The following is a 24442-nucleotide window of genomic DNA, read 5'->3' on the forward strand; positions in this document are numbered from 1 at the left end:
ATAACAACGGAAATATTCCATCAAAAACAAAGTTAGGAAATTATTTTTGGATTACAGTTTAGTTTGATTAAAAAAAATTAAAAGAAGATTTTATAAACTTGGCAGCGACCTACTCTCCCTTTTCAAGTACCATCAGCGCTAAAAAGTTTCACTTCCGAGTTCGAGATGGGATCGGGTGTTTCATCTTTGCTATAGCCACCAAGTCAACAAAATCTTCTAAATTCAATATAATATTTAACACTGCATATACACATACAGAAAGAAAATAAATCAATCAGGCTATTAGTACTAGTTAGCTCCACATGTTACCATGCTTCCACACCTAGCCTATCAACGTGGTAGTCTCCCACGGCCTTAATTGGGAAATCTTTTTGAAGAGGGTTTCTTGCTTATATGCTTTCAGCAATTATCCCATCTATACATAGCTACCCAGCGATGCTATTGGCATAACAACTGGTACACCAGAGGTATATCCATCTCGGTCCTCTCGTACTAGAGTCAGATCTTCTCAAATTTCCTTCACCCACGGCAGATAGAAACCGAACTGTCTCACGACGTTCTAAACCCAACTCACGTATCACTTTAATCGGCGAACAGCCGAACCCTTGGGACCTTCTTCAGCCCCAGGATGTGATGAGTCGACATCGAGGTGCCAAACGGTGTCGTCGATATGAACTCTCGAACACCATCAGCCTGTTATCCCCGGCGTACCTTTTATCCGTTGAGTGATGACCCTTCCATACAGAATCACCAGATCACTATGACCGACTTTCGTCTCTGCTTGGCTTGTCAGCCTCGCAGTCAGGCAAGCTTATGCCATTATACTATCAAGCTGATTTCCGACCAGCTCTAGCTTACCTTCGCACGCCTCCGTTACTTTTTAGGAGGCGACCGCCCCAGTCAAACTACCCACCATACAATGTCCTAGTTCCAGATAATGAAACATAGTTAGATACTAAAAACGTAAAGGGTGGTATCTCAAGGTTGACTCCATTACAGCTAGCGCCATAACTTCAAAGTCTCCCACCTATCCTGCACATCACGCTTTTAATAGCAATGTAAAGCTATAGTAAAGGTGCACGGGGTCTCTTCGTCTAACCGCGGGTACCCCGCATCTGCACGGGGAATTCAATTTCGCTGAATTGATGTTGGAGACAGCGGAGAAATCGTTACGCCATTCGTGCGGGTCGGAACTTACCCGACAAGGAATTTCGCTACCTTAGGACCGTCAGTGTTACGGCCGCCGTTTACTGGGGCTTCAATTTAGAGCTTGCACCCTTCCTATTAACCTTCCAGCACCGGGCAGGCGTCAGACCCTATACTTCCACTTACGTGTTCGCAGAGTCCTGTGTTTTTAGTAAACAGTCGCTACTCCCTATTCTGTGCCACCTGCCAATAGTTGCCTAAAAACAGGTTACCCTTCTTCCGAAGTTACAGGTATAATTTGCCGAGTTCCTTCAACATCATTCTTTCAACACCTTAGTATACTCTACTCATCCACCAGTGTCGGTTTACGGTACGGCCTCATAAATATAAGTGCTATTTCCTGGGACTTCTTTTAAGCATAAACCAATCCAATAAGGTCTATACAAATACAAAATCCGTCACACTTAAGAGGTTCAGGAATATTAACCTGATTGCCATCGACTACTCCTTTACGGACTCGCCTTAGGAACCGACTAACCCTACGCAGATTAACTTAACGTAGGAACCCTTAGATTTTTGGTGAGAGTGTTTTTCACACTCTTTTACGCTACTTATGTCAGCATTCTCACTTCTGATATCTCCAGTAGTCTTCACAAACCACCTTCACAGACTTACAGAACGCTCCGCTACCGCGCTTGTTGACCGCAACCAACAAGCACCCACATCTTCGGTATACAGCTTTAGCCCCGGTACATTTTCAGCGCAGAAAGACTTATTTAGACAAGTGAGCTGTTACGCTTTCTTTAAAGGATGGCTGCTTCCAAGCCAACCTCCTAGCTGTAATGGTCTTTCCACTTCCTTCCCCACTTAGCTGTAATTTTGGGACCTTAGATGGTGATCTGGGTTGTTCCCCTTTCCACCACGGACTTAGCACCCGCAGTGTGCCTGCTGTATAATTAATCACTGGTATTCGGAGTTTAGTTAGATTTGGTAAGACGGTGAATCCCCCTAGTCTATCCAGTGCTCTACCCCCAATAATATACATACAACGCTCTACCTAAATAGATTTCGCGGAGAACCAGCTATTTCCAAGTTTGATTGGCCTTTCACCCCTAATCACAACTCATCCAATAATGTTGCAACATTAACTGGTTCGATCCTCCAGTGTGTTTTACCACACCTTCAATCTGGTCATGACTAGATCACTTGGTTTCGGGTCTAATCCATAAAACTAAAACGCCCTATTCAGACTTGCTTTCGCTATGCCTACACCTAACGGCTTAAGCTTGCTTCACAGATTAACTCGCTGACCCATTATGCAAAAGGTACGCTGTCACTTTAATACTACTTTTACAAGAAATATAAAGCTCCAACTGTTTGTAAGCACTCGATTTCAGATTCTATTTCACTCCCCTCCCGGGGTTCTTTTCACCTTTCCCTCACGGTACTCGTTCACTATCGGTCGTTAAGGAGTATTTAGGCTTGGAGGATGGTCCCCCCACATTCAAACAGGGTTTCACGTGCCCCGCCCTACTCAAGGACTTAGAAACTTTCTACTTATACAGGACTATCACCTTCTATGGTTACTATTTCCAGAGTATTCTAATTCTTATTTCTAAGTCACTGGCCTTTTCCGCTTTCGCTCGTCACTACTAACGGAATCTCGGTTGATTTCTTTTCCTTTGGCTACTTAGATATTTCAGTTCACCAAGTTTGCTTTACATATTACTATGTAATAACTAGCAAAGCTAGTTGGGTTTCCCCATTCGGAAATCTGCGGATCAAAATTTGTTGACAATTCCCCGCAGCTTATCGCAGCCTGCCACGTCCTTCATCGCCTCTTAACGCCAAGGCATCCATCAAGTGCTCTTAATAATTTATTTATCCGACTATATGCAGAATATGCAGAGTTAAATATTATTAAAATTGAATTGAGATTAAATTAATCTCTACCATAAAACTTGTCAAACATCTAAAAACTTAATTAACCTTTATATGGTATAAGCCAGTGAACAATATGTCAACGTTTTTTTATACAAAACATTTACTTACATTTGCAACAATAATATACTGGTAATCCTGATTGGTAAAATCTATAAAATATGGGTAATATTATGTGCAATGAAAATTAATGAAAAAGATACTTTGTAGTATACAATGTTCCAGCAATCATCTCTGCTTGAAAGTGCTAGCTAAGATGTTTAAAGATATTAAAGATAATTTATTTTTAAGTAAATATTATCTCAAATTTTATTTATAAGTTAATCAGCATGTTTAGTATTAAAAAAGTAAAAGAGTTCGCCATAAATAAATACAATGCCATTCATAAAGGAACTATAACATTCCTTGTAAAATCTAAAAATCTGTTAAATACAAATATTGAGATGGGCTTATATCACTTCTATAAAGGCAATATATCGGATGCAAAGTTAAGGTTTTGGCTGATTAGCATATTTTATCCCAATCTACCTATAGTTTGGTATAACATTGGAAGGTGTCATTTTGCAGCAGGAAACACTAGTAAAGCTTATAATTATTTAACAAAAACACTGAAGCTCGACAATAATTATAAAGAAGCATCTTATTACATACAAAAAATGGCAAATCCCTCTCTTATTACAGAACTACCTAAAAATATCATAAAGCAATACTTCGACTACACAGGTGAATATTTTGTTGAGCATTGGTTAATTGCTAAACAATACAGAGGACATGAACTTGTACACATGGCAGTCACAAAAATCTTTAATAACGATACTTCTAAGCTTAATATACTTGACCTTGGCTGCGGAACTGGAATATGTGGTCACTTCTTAAAAATACACAATATTGGAGGTCACATAACAGGAATTGACATTTCAAATAGAATGCTAAATATTGCTAGAGGGTGTTTTATAAAGGGTAAACCTGTTTATAACGAATTGATACATATGGAAATGACAGAATTCTTGAAGCAAGAGAAAAATAATCTATATGACGTAATCATACTATCTGAAGTATTACATTATTCATATGATTTTCAAACAGAGCTAGAATTAGCTAAAAGATCTATGAGCAAAAAGGGGGCCATCATATGTTTGATCAGAAGAAAAGAAAGTGAAGATGTCGACTTTATCAATAAAGGAGATTATTTTCGCCATTCAGAGGGTTATGTCCAGCGTGTTGCAAAAGAAATAAATATGCAAATAAGTTATATGAGTTACTGTAAAATGTATGGCAGTCAAGTTGACGGTATCTTGTTTGTATTACAGCATCCACAAAAAAGCCTAAAAAGCTTAGCTTAATTGTTGCTCAAAATAGTGTTTGATAAAAATAATATTAAAGAGGAGTTTATGAATAATATTAGTATTAATTACGAGAAAGATAGCAAATTGACTAATTTTGGGAAAGCAGTTTTATCAGATAGATATTTAATAGAAAATGAAAGTTATCAGGATCTCTTTATACGCATTTCCAACTATTACTCTGATAACAAAGAACATGCACAGCGCCTTTATGATTACATGAGCAATTTATGGTTTATGCCTTCAACACCAATATTGAGTAACGGTGGTACTAAAAGAGGATTACCTATTTCTTGCTTTCTTAACGAAACTGAAGATAGTTTACAGGGAATAGTTGATTTATGGAATGAAAACGTTTGGCTTGCTGCACGAGGGGGTGGAATAGGAAGTTACTGGGGTAACTTGCGTTCAATTGGTGAAAGCGTAAAAGGCAGTGGCAAAACATCAGGAATTGTACCATTTATTGTGGTGCAAAATTCTCTCACACTTGCAATCAGTCAAGGATCATTAAGAAGAGGAAGTTCAGCAGTCTATCTCCCTGTTTCCCATCCTGAAATAGAGGAGTTCTTAGACATACGCAAACCAACAGGCGGTGATCCAAATCGTAAAGCTTTAAATATACACCATGCCGTAATTGTAAATGACAAATTCATGCAAGCTGTTGAAAAAGATCAAAAATGGGACTTGATTAGTCCCCATAACAATAAAATTATTTCAACTGTAAAAGCACGTGATATATGGATAAAAATATTAACAGCAAGAATCGAAACTGGAGAGCCCTATATTCTCTTTCTTGATGCAACAAACAATAATAAACCAAAATCTTACAAAGAGCTGGATTTAGACATAAAAATGTCAAATTTATGTAGTGAAATCACTCTAACTACAGGTTATGATCATTTAGGTAAATCACGTACGGCTGTATGTTGTCTATCATCCGTAAACCTTGAATACTATGAAGAATGGAAAGATAATACACTCTTCATAGAAGATATAATGCGTTTCCTTGATAACGTACTAGAAGACTTTATCAGTCAGGCACCAGATGAAATGCAACGGGCAAAATATTCTGCAATAAGAGAGCGTAGTATTGGTCTTGGCGTAATGGGCTTTCATTCATTTTTGCAAAGCAAAATGGTTCCTTTTGAATCAGTAATGGCACAGCAATGGAACAAAAAAATATTCAAGTATTTGCGCGAACAAGCAGATTTAGTTTCAAAAAAATTAGCAGAAGAAAAAGGGCCGTGTCTTGATGCAAAAGAAATTGGTCTAATGGAAAGATTTACACACAAACTTGCCATTGCTCCAACTGCTTCAATCTCTATCATAGCAGGTAATACTTCTCCTGGAATAGAGCCATATGCAGCAAATGTTTTCATACAAAAAACACTAACTGGCTCGTTTGTAGTACGAAACAAGTTTTTACAAAAGTTATTAGCAGAAAAAAATCAAAATAGTGAAAAGGTATGGTCTTCAATTTCAACAAATGAAGGTTCTGTTCAGCATTTAGATTTTCTTAGTGAGCATGAGAAACTTACGTTTAAAACCGCATATGAGCTAGATCAAAGATGGATAATAGAACATGCAAGTGATAGAACGCCTTATGTTTGCCAAGCTCAATCAGTAAATTTATTTCTGCCTGCCAATGTACATAAGCGTTATTTGCATAAAGTACATGCTCTTGCTTGGAAAAAGGGACTGAAAAGCCTATATTACTGTAGATCACAATCAATGCAAAGAGCTGATAAAATCTCACATGATGTGTTCCAAAAAAGTGAAGCTTTCCAACAACAAACGGATATTGATTATGGCGAATGCCTATCGTGCCAATAGCGAAGCTTTTATTAAATTAAATATTCAGGAGCAACATCACCTTAAATAGCGTACCCATATTCTCAGTTAATCTAAGAAATGTACTTAAAATTCTACTCTTTTGTTCATTATCTGCATTTTTCATTAATATTTGCATCCTTTCTTTAATACCAAAGGAATATAAAAATTCCCTTTGAGTAAGAATTTCACAATCTGTGTATTTTAGTGCATTTTGCAATGCGCTAAAATCTACAAGCGTAGTGATATCACTACTACCTATACCTTCAAGAACGTCAGTATATTTGTGCTGTCTTATTGACTGCAGAGTGCTTTTGTACGTGGGGTATATATAGCCATAATCTATGATTAAAGCAGCTCCTTTATTACTGTGTATTTTCTCTTCAATTTTTTTTATCATATCAATTCTAGCCGTGCACATTTCTAATACTGCACCATCGAAAAGCTTTTCACGCATCGCTAATTCTGGAACCAATTTGAACTGAGTAAAATTGAAGTTACTGTCACCTTGTTTTGTTATTCTATTTTCATACCATTCCCCATTTTTATAAACAAACTGGTCAACTGGCAGAGCGTCAAAAAATTCATTTGCTAGGAAAATCATTGGTTGCTCTGGCAGATTATCTATATCCTCGTGCCAACTTACTTCTGCATCTTTCAAAGTTTGCTTTTGTACTTTTCTTAAAGCTGGACTAACCTCAATCAAGTGAAGTGACATTGAATCAAAAAAACTGCTATATTTTCTAGTCACTCTTATTATATCGTGGATTAGCGTTCCTTTACCTGGCCCAAGTTCAACTAAAGAGAATCTTGGTGGCTTTCCTAGCTTTTCCCATGTATTCATTATCCAAACTGCTATTACTTCACCAAATAGCTGGCTGATTTCAGGGGCAGTAATGAAATCTCCATCTTTACCAATGGACACTTTGTTCATATAATATCCGTATTTCTCGTGATATAAAGCAGAACTCATGAAATCACTTAGAGATATTGATCCTTGATTTTTATTAATTAATTCATGTATATGAGCGAGCATATTATTAATAAATGTTTAACTATCGTGCACCATAATATAAAGTAGTAGAGTATTTATATATATAATATACACTTGAGTCTATGAATAGCGGCATGGAAAATCAGAACGATACTACCATATCTCAAAATGGTGACAAATTTACAGAAATTGTCAACTTTATAGAAAACAAGATTATAAATCCTGATGACGGATTAACCTTGGCAGAAGTGTTTCAAGTGCTACTTCAAATGTTTAATGGCGATTTAGAGCTAGTGAAAAAAGTATTAGCACATGCTAAGATAATGGTAAAAAATGGAATGCAAGTAGCAAAAGAGTCTCGGTTAAGAAAAGCTGACGTCCTTCGAGCTCTGGAGGGACTGGAGGGAAGAGAAAGTACCGTTCATTTACAACATTCCATGAAAACACCACTCCCTTCACCCGTTACTACAAAAAAGAAAGGCAGAGGTCTATAAATGGCTGAATCTATAAAAAAGTTTACCGTACAATGTGATTTTAAAGGGCAAAGCTCTCCTTTTGCAATATATATAGGCAATCCAAAAAGCGATACTCATCCAATTCATCATCAAGATTGTTGGCTTACAAAAGAGCGCGGAGGAAACATTCCTAACAAAGTTAAAGAAAGCTTACAAAAATTACATAAATTATCTCAAGAAAATGGAATTTCTTTTTCGGAATTATGTGCTTATGCAATTACTGTAGTAAGCCATAGCAATAAAAAAGATAAAGAAGACGATAACAAACAAGAATAATCTCAATTCTGTATTAAAAAAATAATAAAAAATGGAAAAAGGGCATAAGATATATGCCCTTTATACTGTTACTAAGCAAAAAGATCTAAGTGATTCCCTATTAAAGTATTTAAGAAATCAATCCTTCCTGAATCTTGATTTTCATCTAAAGTTACAGCAAAAGCACGGTTTTCACTGTCATACTGAACTGTTCCATCAATTTTTACACCTTCCATTCCACAGACCCGCTTGGTTGCACCAGTTTTCTCATCAAGCAAATCAAGTTTTAAGTCAAATGTTCTATTAGCCGTTTCTTTCTCATCTCTTTCTGAATCAAGAGCATTGCGTATATAGTGTGAATTGTTAAGTGTTAATCTAGCGGCTACACCTAAATCTGGATCTTTTGCTGTGACCCCATAATATTTATACCCTACACTATCTGGATTAGCATCAGGACTGTATCGAACAACGTTTTGTAATTCCAGTTTATTTGTCATATTTTTAGCCTCCACTTGATTAATATGAAGTGCATATCATATGAGATTAAAGTAAAATTTCTCCTAATAAAACCGCCAACTAAAAATTGCTATTACTACAATTCAACACTTATGTACCACCTAACTCACAAAATACCTAAGGGCATTTTCAAATATAAGCATGCCATCACCATACTTTGGCACGCTAGTACCTGAACGTTTGCATTTTTCTTTTTCAAGTGGCCAATTGTCTTGCTGAGTGAAAAATATTCCTCTCTCTGGGTGAGGCATTAAGGCTAACACTCTACCACTTTTATCTGATAAAGCTGCAAGGTCATACATAGATCCATTTGGATTGTAAGAAAATTGCAAATTAGCATAATTGCTATTTTCATCTATATATAGCAACGCAGTGGAATGATCTTCAATCAATTGATTTAGAACGTTATTATCCATAAAAAATTTACCTTCTCCATGAGCAACAGGTAGGTAAAGCTCATCCAGATTATGTAACCAAATAGAGTTACTTTTTGAATTTACTTTAACTCTTACCCAACGGCATTGATAGTTGTCCATATCGTTACGAATTAAAGCTAAATTAGAAAATTCTGGAACAAGCTTTACTAATATCTGGCAACCATTACATATTCCTATAATGAGTTTGTCTTGAGATAAAAATTCTTGAAATTCATCAGATAAATTATTTTTAATGCGTAAAGCAAATGCATTTCCAGCACCAGTGTCGTCGCCATAAGAAAAGCCCCCTGGAATTGCAAGTATGTTACTTGACTTTAGTTCATTTGGATTATCTATAATTTCGTTGATATGGACAATCTTTACTTCAATATTGTTAATACCAAGCTTTCTACTGCATTCCATAAATGCAAATGCAGTTTCTTTTTCACAATTTAAGCCATAACCAAACAGAACAGTGATTTTCATGAGTTATTAAAAATTAAAAAATTCAAACTTCCTCTTTACAAAATTTGCTACTAAATTTAACGCAAATAATATCAACAATAACGCTATAATTGCGATGGCAGCAAGCTCAACAAATGCAATCTCGGGACTGCTTGACCATATATATATCTGTACAGGTAAAACAGTTGCTGGATCGAAAAAAGACGTAGGAGTATCAGCTATAAATGCCACCATACCGATCATCAGCAAGGGGGAAGATTCACCTAACACTCTTGCAGTTGCCAATACAGTGCCATGTATTATTCTTGGTAACGCAATTGGTAATGAATGATCAAATATTACCTTAATATGAGGTGCTCCAAGGGCAAAAGCTGCATTTTTTATTGCAATAGGCACACTAGCAAAAGCATTTCTCGTTGCAATTATGATATTAGGTAACATCATAAATGAAAGAGTCATACCACCAACAAGTGGCGAAGAACGAGGCAGTCCTAACATGCCAAGGTATAGGGTTAAACCCACCACACCGAATATTATTGAAGGAACTGCAGCAAGATTATTGATACTTATCTCTAAAATGTTAGTTATTAGTCTATTTTTATTCATAAGCTCATAAAGACAGATGCCAGACATAATCCCTATAGGTAGTGCCAACGCTAAACACACTATAATCGCCATCAATGAACCGATAAGTGCTCCCAAGATCCCTGCATTTTCTGGCTCACGAGAATCAGATTTAATAAACAAAGACTTATTAAAAACTTTTTTTACTCTTTCTTGCTTTTTTAGACAATCAAGTAATGCAGAATAGTGATCATCTTTATAATTTCCCTTATTAATGGAATTTATCATGCTCGATGCAGTCAACCAAACCTCATATTTGCCACCACCTTCTGTTTTTCTGTGAAGAAATTTTTCTAACTCTTTGTGGGAGTTACGACTTAAGATTTCATCACTATCTGTAAAATCAGCCCCTTTAAATACTTTATGTAAAGAATTACTTAGTAATTTAATGGACTTATATCGTATATCACCATCTAATCTAAAGTCAGCACTGATTTCAATTGGCAGCAAAATTTTTGTTGTTGTTAAAGCGCCGTAAGAATTAATTAATATACTGAACAATATGCATATAGGAGAACCAAGCGAGATGAATAAAGCTGTCAAAGAACAAAAACGTAACGCTTTGTTTTTTTTATTTTTTCTTTTAATGCGATTATGTACACGCCTAGCTTGCAATAACTTCAGGAATTTTGTTTTTATACTCATTTATTTGAGTACCTGTAAAAAATCTTCCAGACTTTAGCGTTATGCACTAACTTTTGCGAACAGTGCGCTCTTTAATTCTTGCAGCTTTTCCAAATAGCTTACACAGGTAATACAACTTTGCTCTGCGAACTTTCCCTCTTCTTGTTACTTGCACTGAAACCAATGCAGGAGAGTAGACAAAAAATTGAGATACTATACTTTCTCCATGGCTTACTTTCCTAACTAAAAAAGAGGAATGTAATCCACGCTTTCTCTTTGATATGCATACACCTTCAAATATCTGCATACGCTCACTTCCACCATCAACTACTTTAAAAACCACTTTTAAATCATCTCCAGGACGAAATTCTGGAATTTCTTTAGCTAGCTGTTGTATTTGCTGCTTGTTAAATTTTTCAAGTAAACTTGTCATTTATCATCTCCACTCAATAATTCAGACCGACGCTTTTTCGTTATAACATGAGACTTTTCTTTTCTCCAATCACTTATTTTTTTGTGATTGCCAGATAACAAAATCTCAGGCACTTTATATCCTTTCCACTGTTCAGGCCTAGTATACTGAGGATATTCAAGTATACCACCATTATAACTAAAGCTCTCTTCAGTGATACTATCAGAGTTATTTACTACACCAGGAAGAAGCCTGATGCATGCATCGAGAACCACCATAGCAGCCGGTTCACCTCCCGAAAGTATATAATCTCCAATACTTAACTCATAAGGAGTATACGCATCTATTATCCTTTGGTCAATACCCTCAAATCGACCGCAGAGTATTGTTATATGGGAACATTCTATCAATTCTTCTGCAATCTTATGATTAAATTTCATTCCAGAAGGAGTCATACAAATGAATTTAGTGTTTTTATGTGTAGAGAGCGCATGATCTACTGCATCACCAACTACGTCAGGACGCATAACCATTCCAGCTCCTCCTCCATATGGAACATCGTCTACCGTTGAATGCTTATCTTTAGCAAAAGAGCGAATATTTACCACTTCAAGATTCCATATCTTTTCCTTCAGCGCTTTTCCAACAAGAGAATAATCTAAGAAGCCAGGAAACATCTCTGGAAATATAGTTAATATTGTAACATTAAATGCCATTTCTTCAATAGATTTTTAATTGAGCGACCCTTTTGCAAAGCCGCTGTCAATCAACAAAAAAATATTCTTGCGAATTATCAACTAATTTCCACACTGCTGCATTACTAGCATATTACTGCTTATATTAGGCATAACCTTCATTATAATTGCCTTAGCACCAAAAAATACACCACAGAACATACCTAATGCAAAAAGAGCTGGCCAAGGCATCCTACCAAATATTGCAAGCAAAGCTGCACCAATAAATACCACCGTCATAAGCGGCCCACCAATACCCCAAATATACTTGATAATGTTACATATTACTGTAGTTGTATCATCCATTGCAGTACCACTTGGCTGAGTATTAGGATCTGCATAACCTGAGGAAGAAAAAAGCAATATTATGCACAAAATACTGAGAATTTTTTTTATAGAGCTCATTTTTTTGCCTTCATTAAAAATGCTTGAGACACACGGTTGTAAAACAAAATTTACCATCCGTCTATATGTTATGTATTATTATCTTACATCTGTAAAGCCCTTCCGTACATATCATCAAGTCTAACTATATCATTGTCAGATAAAAATTCTTCCACCTGAAACTCAACTATCTCAATCGGTGAATCTTTGCTCCTATTTTCAATTCTGTGAGAAACATTTCTTGGAATTTCTATTACACTATCTTTTTCCACAGTATGCACTGTATCATCCAGAGTAATACACCCAGTTCCTGATAATACTACATGATACTCATCTCTATAGTTATGAAATTGTTTAGAAGTACAGTTTGATGGATTTATAAGTAGATATTTTACCAGAAAATTTTCACCAGTTAAAATTGTACTACAAAATCCCCATGGTTTTATCTCCTTTGTTACTTTCTTCATTTCTTTTATTTTGGACATAAACGAAAATAGGCTCTTACTCATTTGAGCGTTTGGCTCTTCTTTCCACTGTGGCTCTTTATTAAACACCTTACTCAACTCCAGAACTGAACTGGCTTTGTTGCATCGCTCTTTGGATAGGAGGCAATGCATAATAAATTCATGAAGCTATCTCAAATTTAGCCATGCCTATTTCAGTAAATTTGTTCAGCAAATAACACTTGAGTAGCATTTCTTTCTTACGGTTAATCTCAGATTTGTTCCTAAAACTAAACCCAAATGTTTGCTTCAGTCGCGAGAAAAAACTTTCTATATAAGATCTCTTCCCATAATTTATCTCTTTTTTCCACTTCTTCATACCATCTTCACCATATGACTTTATGAGCTTGATTGTAGAATTTCTCTCAGCCATATAATCCAGCTTTGGATGCTCCACTGCATTGTTTTGCAGAGGAATTTTTGTCTTTATGCCAAGCTCATTGCACAATTTGTATAACTTCTTTCGATTATATGCTCTGTCTGCATATAGTGTGCTTATATTGTATTTAGCATTAGCCCTTGCAATAAGATCACAGGCTCCATAGTGGTCAGAATAAACTCCACTACTGTATTTTGCAGCTATGACTTTTTTGCTACCTATCTCCAGCATTACATGCAATTTTCTTGTTTGCTTATAGCCACGGTACTTTCTATCTGTACCGTTTGCCTTACTATGGCCTGGAATATTATTGTAGATGCTTATTCCAGTGCTATCTATGGCGATCTCAATATTTTCCATACTGTTTTTATCATGTCTTCGATCATTAATTTTTAAGTTAAGCTTTTTGAATCTTCTGGAAGCCTGGGAATAGCTGATAACTTGCAAATTTTTTCCTATTTGCTCAAGGTATCCCGCTATAAACCCCACCGTTTGTCTTAGGCCTATTCTAAACAAATAAGTTATTATGTGAATTAGAATTACGACTTTATCACTATAAATATTGTTGCCACCGGCCATTTTGGGACTTTTTTCGTACCAATTTTCTATGGCATCGTTGACGTAATAAAAAATATTTCCTCTTTCTTGGAGAAATTTGTTATATTCGTAGCAGTTACTGACTTTCATTTTGACTGGCATATTTTTCCTTTGTCGGTTAAATGCCTGTTTATAATGAATTTCGTCAGTAACTCCCAGTTCTTTTTACTTTAGCTATGCAACAAAGCCAACTGAACTCCACGTTCCAACATCAGCCCAATCAAAATTAGCCTCTATCATTGCAACATTTTTTGCTTTTTCCATAACTAAGCAGTCAATTGATACACTTTCAATTTCTGCAAAATCTTGTTGTTTGAGGTAAAAAAATTTCTCTTGTGGTATAAAATTTTCTATACCTTTAGCACACAAGTGATAGAGATGTGGAGCAAACTTTTTGATCTCATCTATATAGCGCTTTGCCTTAAACACGAATATACCAGCATTCCAATAGTGACTATTGCACAATTCGTACTTAGGTTTTTCTATGAAATTTTTTACTATGTGGTATTTTTTATTATCATCATAAACTGCATTAATATAACCATATTCAGGATTAAATCCACAAGGTTTAACTCCAAAAATGACTATGGAGTCAGCTTCAGAGGCTACTTTAGAAGCTTTTTCAATAGAATTATAAAAATTATTCACATCGCCTACAAAGTGATCTGAAGGCAAAATTAACATTATCTCATTTTCATCACAAAGAAGAGCAGCAATTAATATTGACGCTGCTGTACCAATTTTAGTTGGCTCGAAAACTACCTTGTATTCTTTTAAAGCCTGTAACTCCTTTATTACTAATGATTCATATTGTACATTTGTAGTAACTATAGGCGGCATATAATCGCTTTTTAGCCTGAGCAGAGTGTTCTGCAACATAGTATTGTTGCTAAACATTTTTTGAAATTGCTTTGGTTTGGATAAAGGCCAAAGTCTACCGCCACACAATATCACAGGACGCATTTAATATGGTTAAATAATTAATAGATTAAATTAAGAACAAAACATGAGCAAGATTTATTGCAGAAAGATCTTCATAGAATATTAATTAAAAATATTGTATTTAATTTAGGGTATTTGAAGAACTTTAATTGTGACAAAACGTATAGTTATCTTTGGTGGAACAGGATTTATAGGGAAACAAGTAGTAAAACGCTTGGCAGAAGCCGGATATTCAATAAAAATATTTACTCGCAATCAAGATAAGGCTTCTTCTCTTAAATTATGTGGCAACTTAGGGCAAATCTCAGTATTTAAAGGCGATTTTTCTGACGAGGAATCGGTTCTTAAAAGTATGGAAGAATGTGACGTGGTCATAAACTTAGTGGGGATACTATATGAAAGAAAAAAACATGATTTCCACACTGTTCACGTTAAAATAGCTGAAAGGATAGCAAAAGCTGCAAAAATGCAAAATGTGCCAATGATGATACATTTTTCTGCTATGGGAATAGAAAATAATAAGTTATCGAAATATGCTCAGAGTAAAATGGAGGGCGAAAAAGCAGTAACTTCTGAATTCTTCAAAGCAATAATAATTAAACCAAGTCTTGTATTTGGCAAGGAAGATAATTTCTTTAATAAATTTGCAAGATTAGCAACTATCCTGCCTTTCTTACCACTAATTGGCAATGGAACAACTAAATTTCAACCAATATGTGTAACTGACCTTGCAGAAGTGGTGTATCGTATCATCAGCCTCAATAAGCAAGACAAGAAAGTTTACTGCTTAGGTGGGCCAAAGGTTTACTCTTTCAAGAGTTTATTGAAATTTATTTTGAATGTGACTAACAGAAAGTGCCTACTAATCAATATATCCTTCTCAATGGCAAAGCTGATAGCCTTTTTCCTGGAAAATAAAATTATTTCCATGCTGTTAAAACCCATAACGGGAAACACAGCACCCATGCTTACGCGAGATCAAGTAAAAATTATGATGAATAGCACAACTGAAAAATCCACTGATCTTGAAGCAATAAAAATTAGGCCTCTGTCGATTGAAAATATTGTACCCGAGTATCTGAAGGTTTATAGAAAATACTAAAAGAGCGTGCCCGGTAGGATTCGAACCTACGACCCACAGCTTAGAAGGCTGTTGCTCTATCCAGCTGAGCTACGGGCACACAACACATATAAAATGCTCTCTAACGCTCATGAAGTCAATATATTTCAGGGAATGGACTTCTTACATAACCACAAAAAATAGTAGCTCTACAAACACCAAAGCTTCCATAAACTGCAAAATTACAACTTTAACGCTATTATTATGCAGCAACATACTTTTAAAGACCAGTTATTTCCGTTTTGGAAATAACTGATTTTCATATAATTTCCCATAATTCCATTAAAAAATCTACAAAAGTTAAGAATATTAGATAAAATTTAAATAATTAATAATGATATTTTTAAAGAAAATAGAATGGGTGGTTATATTGATGAAATTAATAGAAATGTTTTAATAATAAAGTATTTTAGTAATAATATTTTTAAAGGAAATGTAGTGGATAGCTATACTTATGAAATTAATAGAAATGTTTTAATAATAAAGCTTTCTTGTCATATTATGACTTGATCATAGGATCAAGTTAAAAAGACCTGGATTCTAGCGTCACGCGCTAGAATCCAGGAATTTCAATTGGGCACAAATGATGAATATAAAAGTTATTTTGAATGGAATTTAAAGGCTGTATCCAGTTAAAAAAAGATCTATATAATTTTATTATATAGATCTTCCCAATGTTATAACATAAAAATTTAATTTCTGTAGTATCCATTCAGCCGGGCGGTAAAATAAAGAGTAGACAAGGAATGCTAAAAAGGTAGACTAGAGTGGCTGTGAGGTAATATGGTTGATCTTTTAGAATTTTGCGAAAGTTTAAGCAGACTATAGAAAAGTTAGAAACAAAAATAGAAGAGCTTAAAGCAGAAAATAAAGCGCTAAGGATCGAAAACGCTGAGTTAAAAGAAAGGCTTGGCTTAAGTTCAAAAAATTCATCTATACCAAGCTCCAAAGAATTATATAAGATGAGGGAAAATAAGCCAAAAAGTGACAGGAAAGTAGGAGCACAGGTTGGACATAAAGGCAGTTACCGCCCTAAAATGGAGGCAGATGAGATGGTAAAAATAGAACTGCCCAATACGTGTGAGTGCGGAGGAGAAATTGCGGTATCAAAAGATCCGTATACTCATCAAAAGGTCGATTTGCCGGAAATCAAGCCGTATGTAGTTGAATATTAACTAGAGCATGGACGTTGCAAAAGATGTGGAAAAAGAAAAAGTAGCAAGCTACAAGAAGGAGTAACTGCGGACACATTTGGTCCAAGAGTTAAGTCAGTAATTGCAGCATTAAGTGGATTTTACAAGAATTCGAAAAAAGAAGTGGCAAATATTATAAAGGACATTTTCAACCTGGATATCAGCGTCGGTAGTGTATCAAATAGCGAGGCTAGAGTGGCAGAAAAATGCCAAGAAGCATATGAGCAAATTGAGGAAGAGGTAAGCAAGAGCAAAATTTTACATATCGATGAAACTAGCCATTACAACAAAGGTAAACAGGGCTGGTGCTGGATGTTTGCGAGCAAAATAGGAAGTGTGATCAAATTGACAGAGTCAAGAGGGATGAAAGTCCTGGAAAATAGTAAATTTGGAAAGAATAACAACCTAGTAGTGACCGACAGATATGCAGCTTACAACTACTTTTCCAGCAAGAAAAGGCAGGTCTGTTGGGCACATTTAGCAAGAGATTTTGAAAGGTTGTCTCATAGTTGGAATAGCGAAGTGAAAGTTTTGGGGTATTATTTAAGGAATGTTGCTACTGAATTATTTGCATTGAAAAAAGCTCTGTTAAAGGATGAAATAGACACATTAAGGTTCATAAGAAGAGCAAGAAAATTACGCAAGCGAACGAGATATTACTTAAAGAATATATCAAATTTACCCGAGGCAATTGGAGCGTCTCGAGTAGCAAAAAATATCATGAAATCGGATCTGATGATGTGGAAATTTTTGGACGATCCAGAAAATATTCCACTGACAAACAACTATGCTGAGCGACAGATTCGGCATTACGTTGTTTACCGAAAAGTTTCATATTTTACACAATCGAAACGGGGAAATATGTTTCTTGAGAGGATAATTTCATTGTACTTGACTTGGAGGCAAAAGAAGTTAAATCCTTTTCAAAACCTACTGGCTATTGCTTCTTAAGCCATACACCTGAATGGATACCTAAAAATAGCTTTACTGCACTATAGAGCCCCTTTCTTACGGCAGTATGTAATGGTAAGTTACCGTCTGTATCTTCCAAATTAGGATCTGCTTCATGCTCTAAAAGTAGCTTGAATATATCATAATCTCCCTTTTCTGGAGCAATATATAGTGGTGAGTTACCATCTTTATCTTTCGAATTAGGGTCTGCTTCATGTTCTGAAGGTAGCTTAAATGTATAATAATCCGCATTTTCTAAAGCAATATGAAGTGGTAATCTGCCATATGCGCCTTGCAAATTAGGATCTGCTCCCTTTTCTAAAAGTAACTTGACTGTATGGTAATGCCCATTTTCTAAAGCAACATGGAGTGGTGAGTCACCACACTTATCTTTCAAATTAGGATCTACTCCATGCTCTATAAGTATCTTTACTATATCATAATATCCCTTTTTTGCAGCAGTGTGGAGTGATAATCTGTCATATTTATCTTTCGAATTGGGATCTACTGCATACTGCTCTAAAAGTAGCTTAACAATATTATAAAACCCCTCTTCCACGGCAATATAAAATGGTAAGATACCGTCTCCATCTTTCAAATTAGGATCTGCTCCATGCTCTAAAAGTAGCTTGAATATATCATAATTACCCTTTTCTAAAGCAATATGGAGTGGTGATCTGTAATACTTGTCTTTCGAATTAGGATTTGCTCCATTATCTAAGAGTAGCTTAACAATAGAAATCTCTCCATTCAAACAGGCATGATGCAATAGTGTTGAGTCCTGATATCTTTTATTTATGTAGTCACCAAATTTTCTAGTTGTACCGCTTTTAAATTTTTCAAGTATTTTTTTTACAGAATCTTTATCCTTAGTTGAAATAACATAGGATAAGAGATCTAATAAATTATCATCAGAATAAATACGCTTAAACGCTTCAAGTAATGCTTTATCAGAAAGTGCTGTAGCAAATTTATCAGTAAGCAATTTATATGCTTTAATTACCTCGTCGAATTTTTCGTCCAGCTTTTTTTTTGTGTCCTCGTCCGTACCTGGATGTTTATCAGAGTGATATTTATGGACTAAACGCTTGTATTCTTTCCTTATTTCTTCTTTGCTTGGATTGTTAGCTGGCTCCAAGCCTAATGTTTTTAAAGCCTCTTCTTTTTCTCCGTACATAATTTAATATACTTAGAACATAATAAATTATATAATATTTTTAACTAAAAGTCTATATTTTTCATTATTTTCATAAATTCAGCAATTCCATTCTTCAGCCCTGTTTTTTCTGTATTACCAGCCATATCATGTAGCTTTTCAGGATTGTTTAGTAGATTAGTTAGCAACTCTGTGAGATTTTTTTCTGCTCCGCCATTTTGCTCAACTATCACTGCCGCACCAAAATCTTCAACGTATTTTGCGTTGTAAAGCTGGTGATCATCTTTTGAGTGAGGGTAGGGAATATATATAGCAGGGCGCCCAGTTAGGGTTATTTCTGCTATTGAAGTTGCTCCAGCGCGGCTGATTACTAAATGTGCGTTTGCTAGCCTATTTTTCATATCATTGAAAAATTCACTTAATTCGCAATTAATATATTCACTTTTGTATAAATCTTTAACCTTATTTATGTTTTTTCCAGTACATTGCTGTGTTATTTTTATTTTCTTCTTTAATTCTGAAGGCAAGGTGCAAATTGCGCTGCTTATCACGTTATCAAATAAGTTTGCACCTTGGCTGCCTGCTGTGATTAATATATTTATACTTGGTGTCATTCCAGCGCGTGACACTGGAATCCAGCTTTTTTCATAGGCAGAGGAGTCTGTTATTTTTGTACTAGAAATTCCTGTGTCCCAGTGTCGGCTACTTAGATGACACCGTTTTGCAGGCAAAAGCATACTGGATCCCAGTGTCAGGCTACTCGGATGATATTGCGGTTCTGCATAAGGTATTGGAGCAAGAGGTACAGAATATTCCTGCACTTTTGTATCAACAAAATTCCCAGTGAAAACACATTTACTTCTTTCTGCATATTTAGTCTCTGGAAAGCTAGTCGCAATTAATTTTGCACTCTTAGAAAAAAATCTGTTTACTCTGCCCAAGACCGTGTTTTGCTCGTGCAGAATTATTGGTATAGAAAGAATCCTTGCTGCAAGAAGGCTTGGAAAGGAAGCATAGCTGCCAAAGCCAATGACTATCTTTGGCTTTAATTTTTTCATTTTGTATAGTGCTAGTATAGAGCTATACATTAGCAAAAAGAAAAATTTAAATTTGTTGCTACTTGATTTACATAACATTAAAATGTAGCTTTCTGCGTTGGTATTTATTTGTTTATCAGTGAATAATATAGAGTTATAGCCTTGTGCATTTAATTCCTTTGCTAAAGCTATAGCCGGGAAGATGTGCCCACCTGTGCCACCTGTTGCTAGAATAATGTTCATCTGAGTGGTAAATAAATGCTAGATTGTTAACTATTATTTAGCAGTTTGCACGTAGAATTTGTAAAGCTAATAGTTGAGTGAAATATGCCTGAAGATAATAGAAAAGGACTCAATGAAGGAAAAGGGCCTCAAAAGCGAGAGGAAGAGAGTGGTAATCTTTTGAAATCATTGGGGAATATAATAAAAGCCATCTTCAATTCAGTAGTCAATCTACCGGAGCAATATGATAAGGATGTTAATTTACAGCAAAGTGCTTATATACAAGGAAAAAGGCCTTAGATCTTGACCAAAGTCCTGGTGTTGAAGGAATAAGCCCTAAGGATCTTGACCCAGAAAAACAACTTGAAGTGGAAGAAGCAGGAAAAGGGTTGTTGGTAGGTATCCATTCAGGGGTATGGCTTAAGAAGCAATAGCCAGTAGGTTTTGAAAAGGATTTAACTTCTTTTGCCTCCAAGTCAAGTACAATGAAATTATCCTCTCAAGAAACATATTTCCCCGTTTCGATTGTATAAAATATGAAACTTTTCGGTAAACAACGTAATGCCGAATCTGTCGCTCAGCATAGTTGTTTGTCAGTGGAATATTTTCTGGATCGTCCAAAAATTTCCACATCATCAGATCCGATTTCATGATATTTTTTGCTACTCGAGACGCTCCAATTGCCTCGGGTAAATTTGATATATTCTTTAAGTAATATCTCGTTCGCTTGCATAATTTTCTTGCTCTTCTTATGAACCTTAATGTGTCTATTTCATCCTTTAACAGAGCTTTTTTCAATGCAAATAATTCAGTAGCAACATTCCTTAAATAATACCCCAAAACTTTCACTTCGCTATTCCAACTATGAGACAACCTTTCAAAATCTCTTGCTAAATGTGCCCAACAGACCTGCCTTTTCTTGCTGGAAAAGTAGTTGTAAGCTGCATATCTGTTGGTCACTACTAGGTTGTTATTCTTTCCAAATTTACTATTTTCCAGGACTTTCATCCCTCTTGACTCTGTCAATTTGATCACACTTCCTATTTTGCTCGCAAACATCCAGCACCAGCCCTGTTTACCTTTGTTGTAATGGCTAGTTTCATCGATATGTAAAATTTTGCTCTTGCTTACCTCTTCCTCAATTTGCTCATATGCTTCTTGGCATTTTTCTGCCACTCTAGCCTCGCTATTTGATACACTACCGACGCTGATATCCAGGTTGAAAATGTCCTTTATAATATTTGCCACTTCTTTTTTCGAATTCTTGTAAAATCCACTTAATGCTGCAATTACTGACTTAACTCTTGGACCAAATGTGTCCGCAGTTACTCCTTCTTGTAGCTTGCTACTTTTTCTTTTTCCACATCTTTTGCAATGTCCATGCTGTAGTTGATATTCAACTACATACGGCTTGATTTCCGGCAAATCGACCTTTTGATGAGTATACGGATCTTTTGATACCGCAATTTCTCCTCTGCACTCACACGTATTGGGCAGTTCTATTTTTACCATCTCATCTGCCTCCATTTTAGGGCGGTAACTGCCTTTATGTCCAACCTGTGCTCCTACTTTCCTGTCACTTTTTGGCTTATTTTCCCTCATCTTATATAATTCTTTGGAGCTTGGTATAGATGAATTTTTTGAACTTAAGCCAAGCCTTTCTTTTAACTCAGCGTTTTCGATCCTTAGCGCTTTATTTTCTGCTTTAAGCTCTTCTATTTTTGTTTCTAACTTTTCTATAGTCTGCTTAAACTTTCGCAAAATTCTAAAAGATCAACCATATTACCTCACAGCCACTCTAGTTTACCTTTTTAGCATTCCTTGTCTACTCTTTATTTTACCGCCCGGCTGAATGGATACCAACACACAAGGTGAAAGATCAGGTGACAAGAGTCATCAATACACCACAAGGGATTACGTAACAATTTACTACAATAATATATTAGCCAGTTTAAGTAGATCATGGCAAGAGTTTAAAGAAAAAGCGCATGGCGTTAGGTATGAGATCGGAACTTGGCTGAGAAAAGTTTATAAAAATCTTACTAAACAATCTACAACATATCTCTTCAAGGCTGAAACAGAGCACCATGCTAAAAAAACAGAAACGAAGGAATTAAATTGTAAATCTAAACCATTTATAACTCCACCGCTTCATCCAGCAAGAGGAAGTCATGATATGGATCAAGTTGGTGTTACTCAATACGGTGACCATTCACGAATGTAAAATAGAGATTGATAAAAAATGGCATAGAAGTGTGGAGATAATAGATCTTATCAAATAGAATAAGATTGCCTTAACAGCGCTTAAAATGTACAATATGTGCGTTGGTTAAGTATATAAATGAACAACATAAGAAATTTTGCAATAATAGCACATATAGATCATGGCAAGTCAACGCTTGCTGACCGTTTGATAGAGGAATGTAACGGTCTTGAAGCAAGAGAGATGACTAATCAAATACTTGATTCAATGGATATAGAGCGCGAACGTGGCATTACAATTAAAGCACAAACGGTTAGGTTGAATTATACAGCAAAAGATGGCAATCAGTATTGCTTGAACCTTATGGACACTCCAGGTCATGTTGACTTTTCATATGAAGTTAGCCGAAGTTTAGCTGCATGTGAAGGTTCACTTTTGGTAGTGGACAGTAGTCAAGGAGTTGAGGCGCAAACTCTTGCAAATGTGTATAAGGCGATTGATAATAACCATGAAATAATAGTTGTGCTCAACAAAATTGATCTTCCCGCTGCAGATCCAAAAAAAGTAAAACTCCAGGTTGAGGAGGTAATTGGTATTGACGCAAGTGAGTCAGTTTTAATATCAGCTAAAACTGGTTTGGGAATAAAGGATGTATTGGAAGCAATAGTAACAAAATTTCCAGCTCCACAGGGAGATGCAAGTGCTCCATTGCAGGCAATATTGGTTGATAGTTGGTATGACACTTATCTTGGAGTTGTAATTTTAGTACGCATTAAAAATGGGGTACTAAAAAAAGGCATGAAAATTGTTATGATGTCCAACAATGCTACATATCAGGTAGATAATATTGGTATTTTTACTCCTAAGAAAATAATGACTAGTGAACTTTCAGCAGGTGAAGTTGGCTTTATAACTGCATCAATGAAGGAAGTAGCAGACTGCAAAGTAGGGGACACTATCACTGAAGAGAAAAGGCCTTGCAGCGCAGCACTACCTGGATTTAAAGAAGTGCATCCTGTGGTGTTTTGCAGCATTTTTCCTAATAAAATAGATGATTTTAAATATTTAAGGGAAGCGCTGGAAAAATTACACTTAAATGATGCAAGTTTCACTTTTGAAGCTGAAACTTCAAATGCGCTTGGTTATGGATTTCGCTGTGGTTTTTTGGGAATGCTCCATCTTGAAGTGATTCAAGAAAGACTAGAAAGAGAGTTTGATTTAGATTTAACAGCAACTGCGCCAAGTGTTATATATAAAGTCACAACACGAAACGGTGAAGTGCTGAGTATTCACAATCCAAGCGATATGCCAGATCCAACTAAAATTGAAATGGTAGAAGAACCATGGATTACTGCAACTATAATGGTTCCTGATCAATATTTGGGTGATATCTTGTCTCTATGCGAAGAAAGGAGAGGAAATCAGGAAGATTTATCGTATGTTGGCAATACAACAACAGCACTCTTAAGATATAAACTACCACTGTCTGAAGTTGTTTTTGATTTTTATGATAGACTAAAGTCAGTGTCTAAGGGATATGCAAGCTTGGATTGGGAAATTTCTAACTATCAGGAGAGCCAAATAGATAAGTTAAGCTTTTTAATTAATGGTGAACCGGTTGATGCACTGGCTTGCATAGTTCATAAAAGTAGAGCAGAAAAAAGGGGGCGTGAAATATGTACGCGCTTGCAGGATTTAATACCACGTCAGCAATATAAAATTGCGATCCAGGCAGCAGTAGGTGGTAAAATTATTGCCAGAGAAACAATTAATCCGTATAGAAAAGATGTAACAGCAAAACTCTATGGTGGTGATGTTACACGGAGAATGAAGTTACTTGAAAAACAAAAGAAAGGTAAAAAAAGACTGCACTCCATAGGAAACGTCAATATTCCACAGAATGCGTTTATTCAAGCTTTGAAGATAAGTGATTAATACTT

The 24442-nt window shown here is 35.7% G+C and carries 18 protein-coding genes, 1 tRNA gene, 2 rRNA genes and 4 pseudogenes; 9 read left to right on the top strand and 16 right to left on the bottom strand.

Features of this window, described 5'->3' with window-relative positions:
* Positions 1-96 precede the first annotated feature (96 nt).
* Together rrf and HF197_RS05100 are read right to left on the bottom strand one after the other, a co-directional pair.
* Positions 97-203 (bottom strand): 5S ribosomal RNA (gene rrf / locus HF197_RS05095).
* 58 nt (positions 204-261) lie between these two features.
* Positions 262-3029: ribosomal RNA gene (locus HF197_RS05100) — 23S ribosomal RNA — on the bottom strand.
* Positions 3030-3416: 387 nt separating this feature from the next.
* On the opposite strand from HF197_RS05100, the gene HF197_RS05105 reads away from it, so the two are divergent.
* The gene (locus HF197_RS05105) at positions 3417-4430 is read left to right on the top strand and encodes a class I SAM-dependent DNA methyltransferase (RefSeq protein WP_168464505.1); all 1014 of its coding nucleotides are present in this window, start codon (positions 3417-3419) and stop codon (positions 4428-4430) included.
* Between the two features lie 33 nt (positions 4431-4463).
* Positions 4464-6263: a ribonucleoside-diphosphate reductase subunit alpha gene (locus tag HF197_RS05110; RefSeq protein ID WP_369800030.1), complete on the top strand. Its 1800-nt coding sequence runs from the start codon at positions 4464-4466 to the stop codon at positions 6261-6263.
* Between the two features lie 16 nt (positions 6264-6279).
* Here HF197_RS05110 and HF197_RS05115 read toward each other — a convergent pair whose 3' ends face one another.
* Positions 6280-7296, bottom strand: a complete 1017-nt coding sequence (locus HF197_RS05115) for a class I SAM-dependent methyltransferase (RefSeq protein WP_168464507.1) — start codon at positions 7294-7296, stop codon at positions 6280-6282.
* Positions 7297-7388: 92 nt separating this feature from the next.
* Here HF197_RS05115 and HF197_RS05120 point away from each other — a divergent pair, with 92 nt between their 5' ends.
* Both HF197_RS05120 and HF197_RS05125 read left to right on the top strand, forming a co-directional pair.
* Positions 7389-7748, top strand: a complete 360-nt coding sequence (locus HF197_RS05120; protein ID WP_174855538.1) for a hypothetical protein — start codon at positions 7389-7391, stop codon at positions 7746-7748.
* A complete protein-coding gene (locus tag HF197_RS05125; RefSeq protein ID WP_168464509.1) occupies positions 7749-8045 on the top strand; it encodes a DUF2610 domain-containing protein in 297 nt (98 codons plus the stop codon).
* A gap of 71 nt (positions 8046-8116) precedes the next feature.
* Here the strand turns inward: HF197_RS05125 and HF197_RS05130 are convergent, their stop codons facing one another.
* The 9 genes and pseudogenes from HF197_RS05130 to HF197_RS05170 form a co-directional block, all read right to left on the bottom strand.
* Positions 8117-8521: a hypothetical protein gene (locus HF197_RS05130; protein ID WP_168464510.1), complete on the bottom strand. Its 405-nt coding sequence runs from the start codon at positions 8519-8521 to the stop codon at positions 8117-8119.
* Positions 8522-8641: 120 nt separating this feature from the next.
* Positions 8642-9442, bottom strand: coding sequence for a phosphoribosylformylglycinamidine synthase subunit PurQ (locus HF197_RS05135; protein ID WP_168464511.1), 801 nt, complete (start codon positions 9440-9442; stop codon positions 8642-8644).
* 6 nt (positions 9443-9448) lie between these two features.
* Positions 9449-10690, bottom strand: a complete 1242-nt coding sequence (locus HF197_RS05140; RefSeq protein WP_168464512.1) for a PstA family ABC transporter permease — start codon at positions 10688-10690, stop codon at positions 9449-9451.
* 46 nt (positions 10691-10736) lie between these two features.
* Positions 10737-11102 carry a 50S ribosomal protein L19 gene (gene rplS, locus HF197_RS05145; protein ID WP_168464513.1) on the bottom strand — a complete coding sequence of 122 codons (366 nt, stop codon included), beginning with the start codon at positions 11100-11102 and terminating at the stop codon, positions 10737-10739.
* The gene (gene trmD, locus HF197_RS05150; protein WP_168464514.1) at positions 11099-11797 is read right to left on the bottom strand and encodes a tRNA (guanosine(37)-N1)-methyltransferase TrmD; all 699 of its coding nucleotides are present in this window, start codon (positions 11795-11797) and stop codon (positions 11099-11101) included. Before trmD ends, rplS begins: the two co-directional genes overlap by 4 nt.
* 81 nt (positions 11798-11878) lie before the next feature.
* Positions 11879-12220: a TrbC/VirB2 family protein gene (locus HF197_RS05155; protein ID WP_168464910.1), complete on the bottom strand. Its 342-nt coding sequence runs from the start codon at positions 12218-12220 to the stop codon at positions 11879-11881.
* Between the two features lie 83 nt (positions 12221-12303).
* Positions 12304-12777 (bottom strand): annotated as a pseudogene (locus HF197_RS05160) (phosphomannose isomerase type II C-terminal cupin domain); the annotation flags it as partial.
* Positions 12778-12823: 46 nt separating this feature from the next.
* Positions 12824-13780, bottom strand: coding sequence for an IS5 family transposase (locus HF197_RS05165; RefSeq protein ID WP_168464516.1), 957 nt, complete (start codon positions 13778-13780; stop codon positions 12824-12826).
* Positions 13781-13867: 87 nt separating this feature from the next.
* Positions 13868-14641, bottom strand: a pseudogene (locus tag HF197_RS05170) (mannose-1-phosphate guanylyltransferase); the annotation flags it as partial.
* A gap of 130 nt (positions 14642-14771) precedes the next feature.
* On the opposite strand from HF197_RS05170, the gene HF197_RS05175 reads away from it, so the two are divergent.
* Complete coding sequence (locus tag HF197_RS05175) at positions 14772-15722, top strand: complex I NDUFA9 subunit family protein (protein ID WP_168464518.1); 951 nt, start codon at positions 14772-14774, stop codon at positions 15720-15722.
* Between the two features lie 5 nt (positions 15723-15727).
* On the opposite strand, the gene HF197_RS05180 is transcribed toward HF197_RS05175, so the two are convergent.
* Positions 15728-15801 (bottom strand) — tRNA-Arg (locus HF197_RS05180).
* Between the two features lie 722 nt (positions 15802-16523).
* Here HF197_RS05180 and tnpC (HF197_RS05185) point away from each other — a divergent pair.
* A pseudogene (gene tnpC, locus HF197_RS05185) lies at positions 16524-17884 on the top strand (IS66 family transposase).
* On the opposite strand, the gene HF197_RS05190 reads toward tnpC (HF197_RS05185), so the two are convergent.
* Complete coding sequence (locus HF197_RS05190) at positions 17871-19061, bottom strand: ankyrin repeat domain-containing protein (protein WP_168464519.1); 1191 nt, start codon at positions 19059-19061, stop codon at positions 17871-17873. The pseudogene tnpC (HF197_RS05185) and the gene HF197_RS05190 sit on opposite strands and share 14 nt — an antisense overlap.
* Before the next feature lie 44 nt (positions 19062-19105).
* Complete coding sequence (gene murG, locus HF197_RS05195) at positions 19106-20320, bottom strand: undecaprenyldiphospho-muramoylpentapeptide beta-N-acetylglucosaminyltransferase (RefSeq protein WP_168464520.1); 1215 nt, start codon at positions 20318-20320, stop codon at positions 19106-19108.
* Positions 20321-20404: 84 nt separating this feature from the next.
* Between murG and HF197_RS05200 the strand changes: the two genes are divergently transcribed.
* The gene (locus HF197_RS05200; RefSeq protein WP_168464521.1) at positions 20405-20599 is read left to right on the top strand and encodes a hypothetical protein; all 195 of its coding nucleotides are present in this window, start codon (positions 20405-20407) and stop codon (positions 20597-20599) included.
* A 120-nt stretch (positions 20600-20719) separates the two neighbouring features.
* Here HF197_RS05200 and tnpC (HF197_RS05205) read toward each other — a convergent pair.
* Positions 20720-22080 (bottom strand): annotated as a pseudogene (tnpC, locus tag HF197_RS05205) (IS66 family transposase).
* A 71-nt stretch (positions 22081-22151) separates the two neighbouring features.
* Here tnpC (HF197_RS05205) and HF197_RS05210 point away from each other — a divergent pair.
* Both HF197_RS05210 and lepA read left to right on the top strand, forming a co-directional pair.
* Entirely contained in the window at positions 22152-22523 is a 372-nt protein-coding gene (locus HF197_RS05210; RefSeq protein ID WP_168464522.1) for a WD_0964 family protein, read from the top strand.
* A gap of 117 nt (positions 22524-22640) precedes the next feature.
* Positions 22641-24437 carry a translation elongation factor 4 gene (gene lepA, locus HF197_RS05215; protein WP_168464523.1) on the top strand — a complete coding sequence of 599 codons (1797 nt, stop codon included), beginning with the start codon at positions 22641-22643 and terminating at the stop codon, positions 24435-24437.
* The last annotated feature ends 5 nt before the right edge of the window (positions 24438-24442 follow it).

The organism is Wolbachia endosymbiont of Ctenocephalides felis wCfeT (genome assembly GCF_012277295.1).
Taxonomy (GTDB): Bacteria; Pseudomonadota; Alphaproteobacteria; order Rickettsiales; family Anaplasmataceae; genus Wolbachia.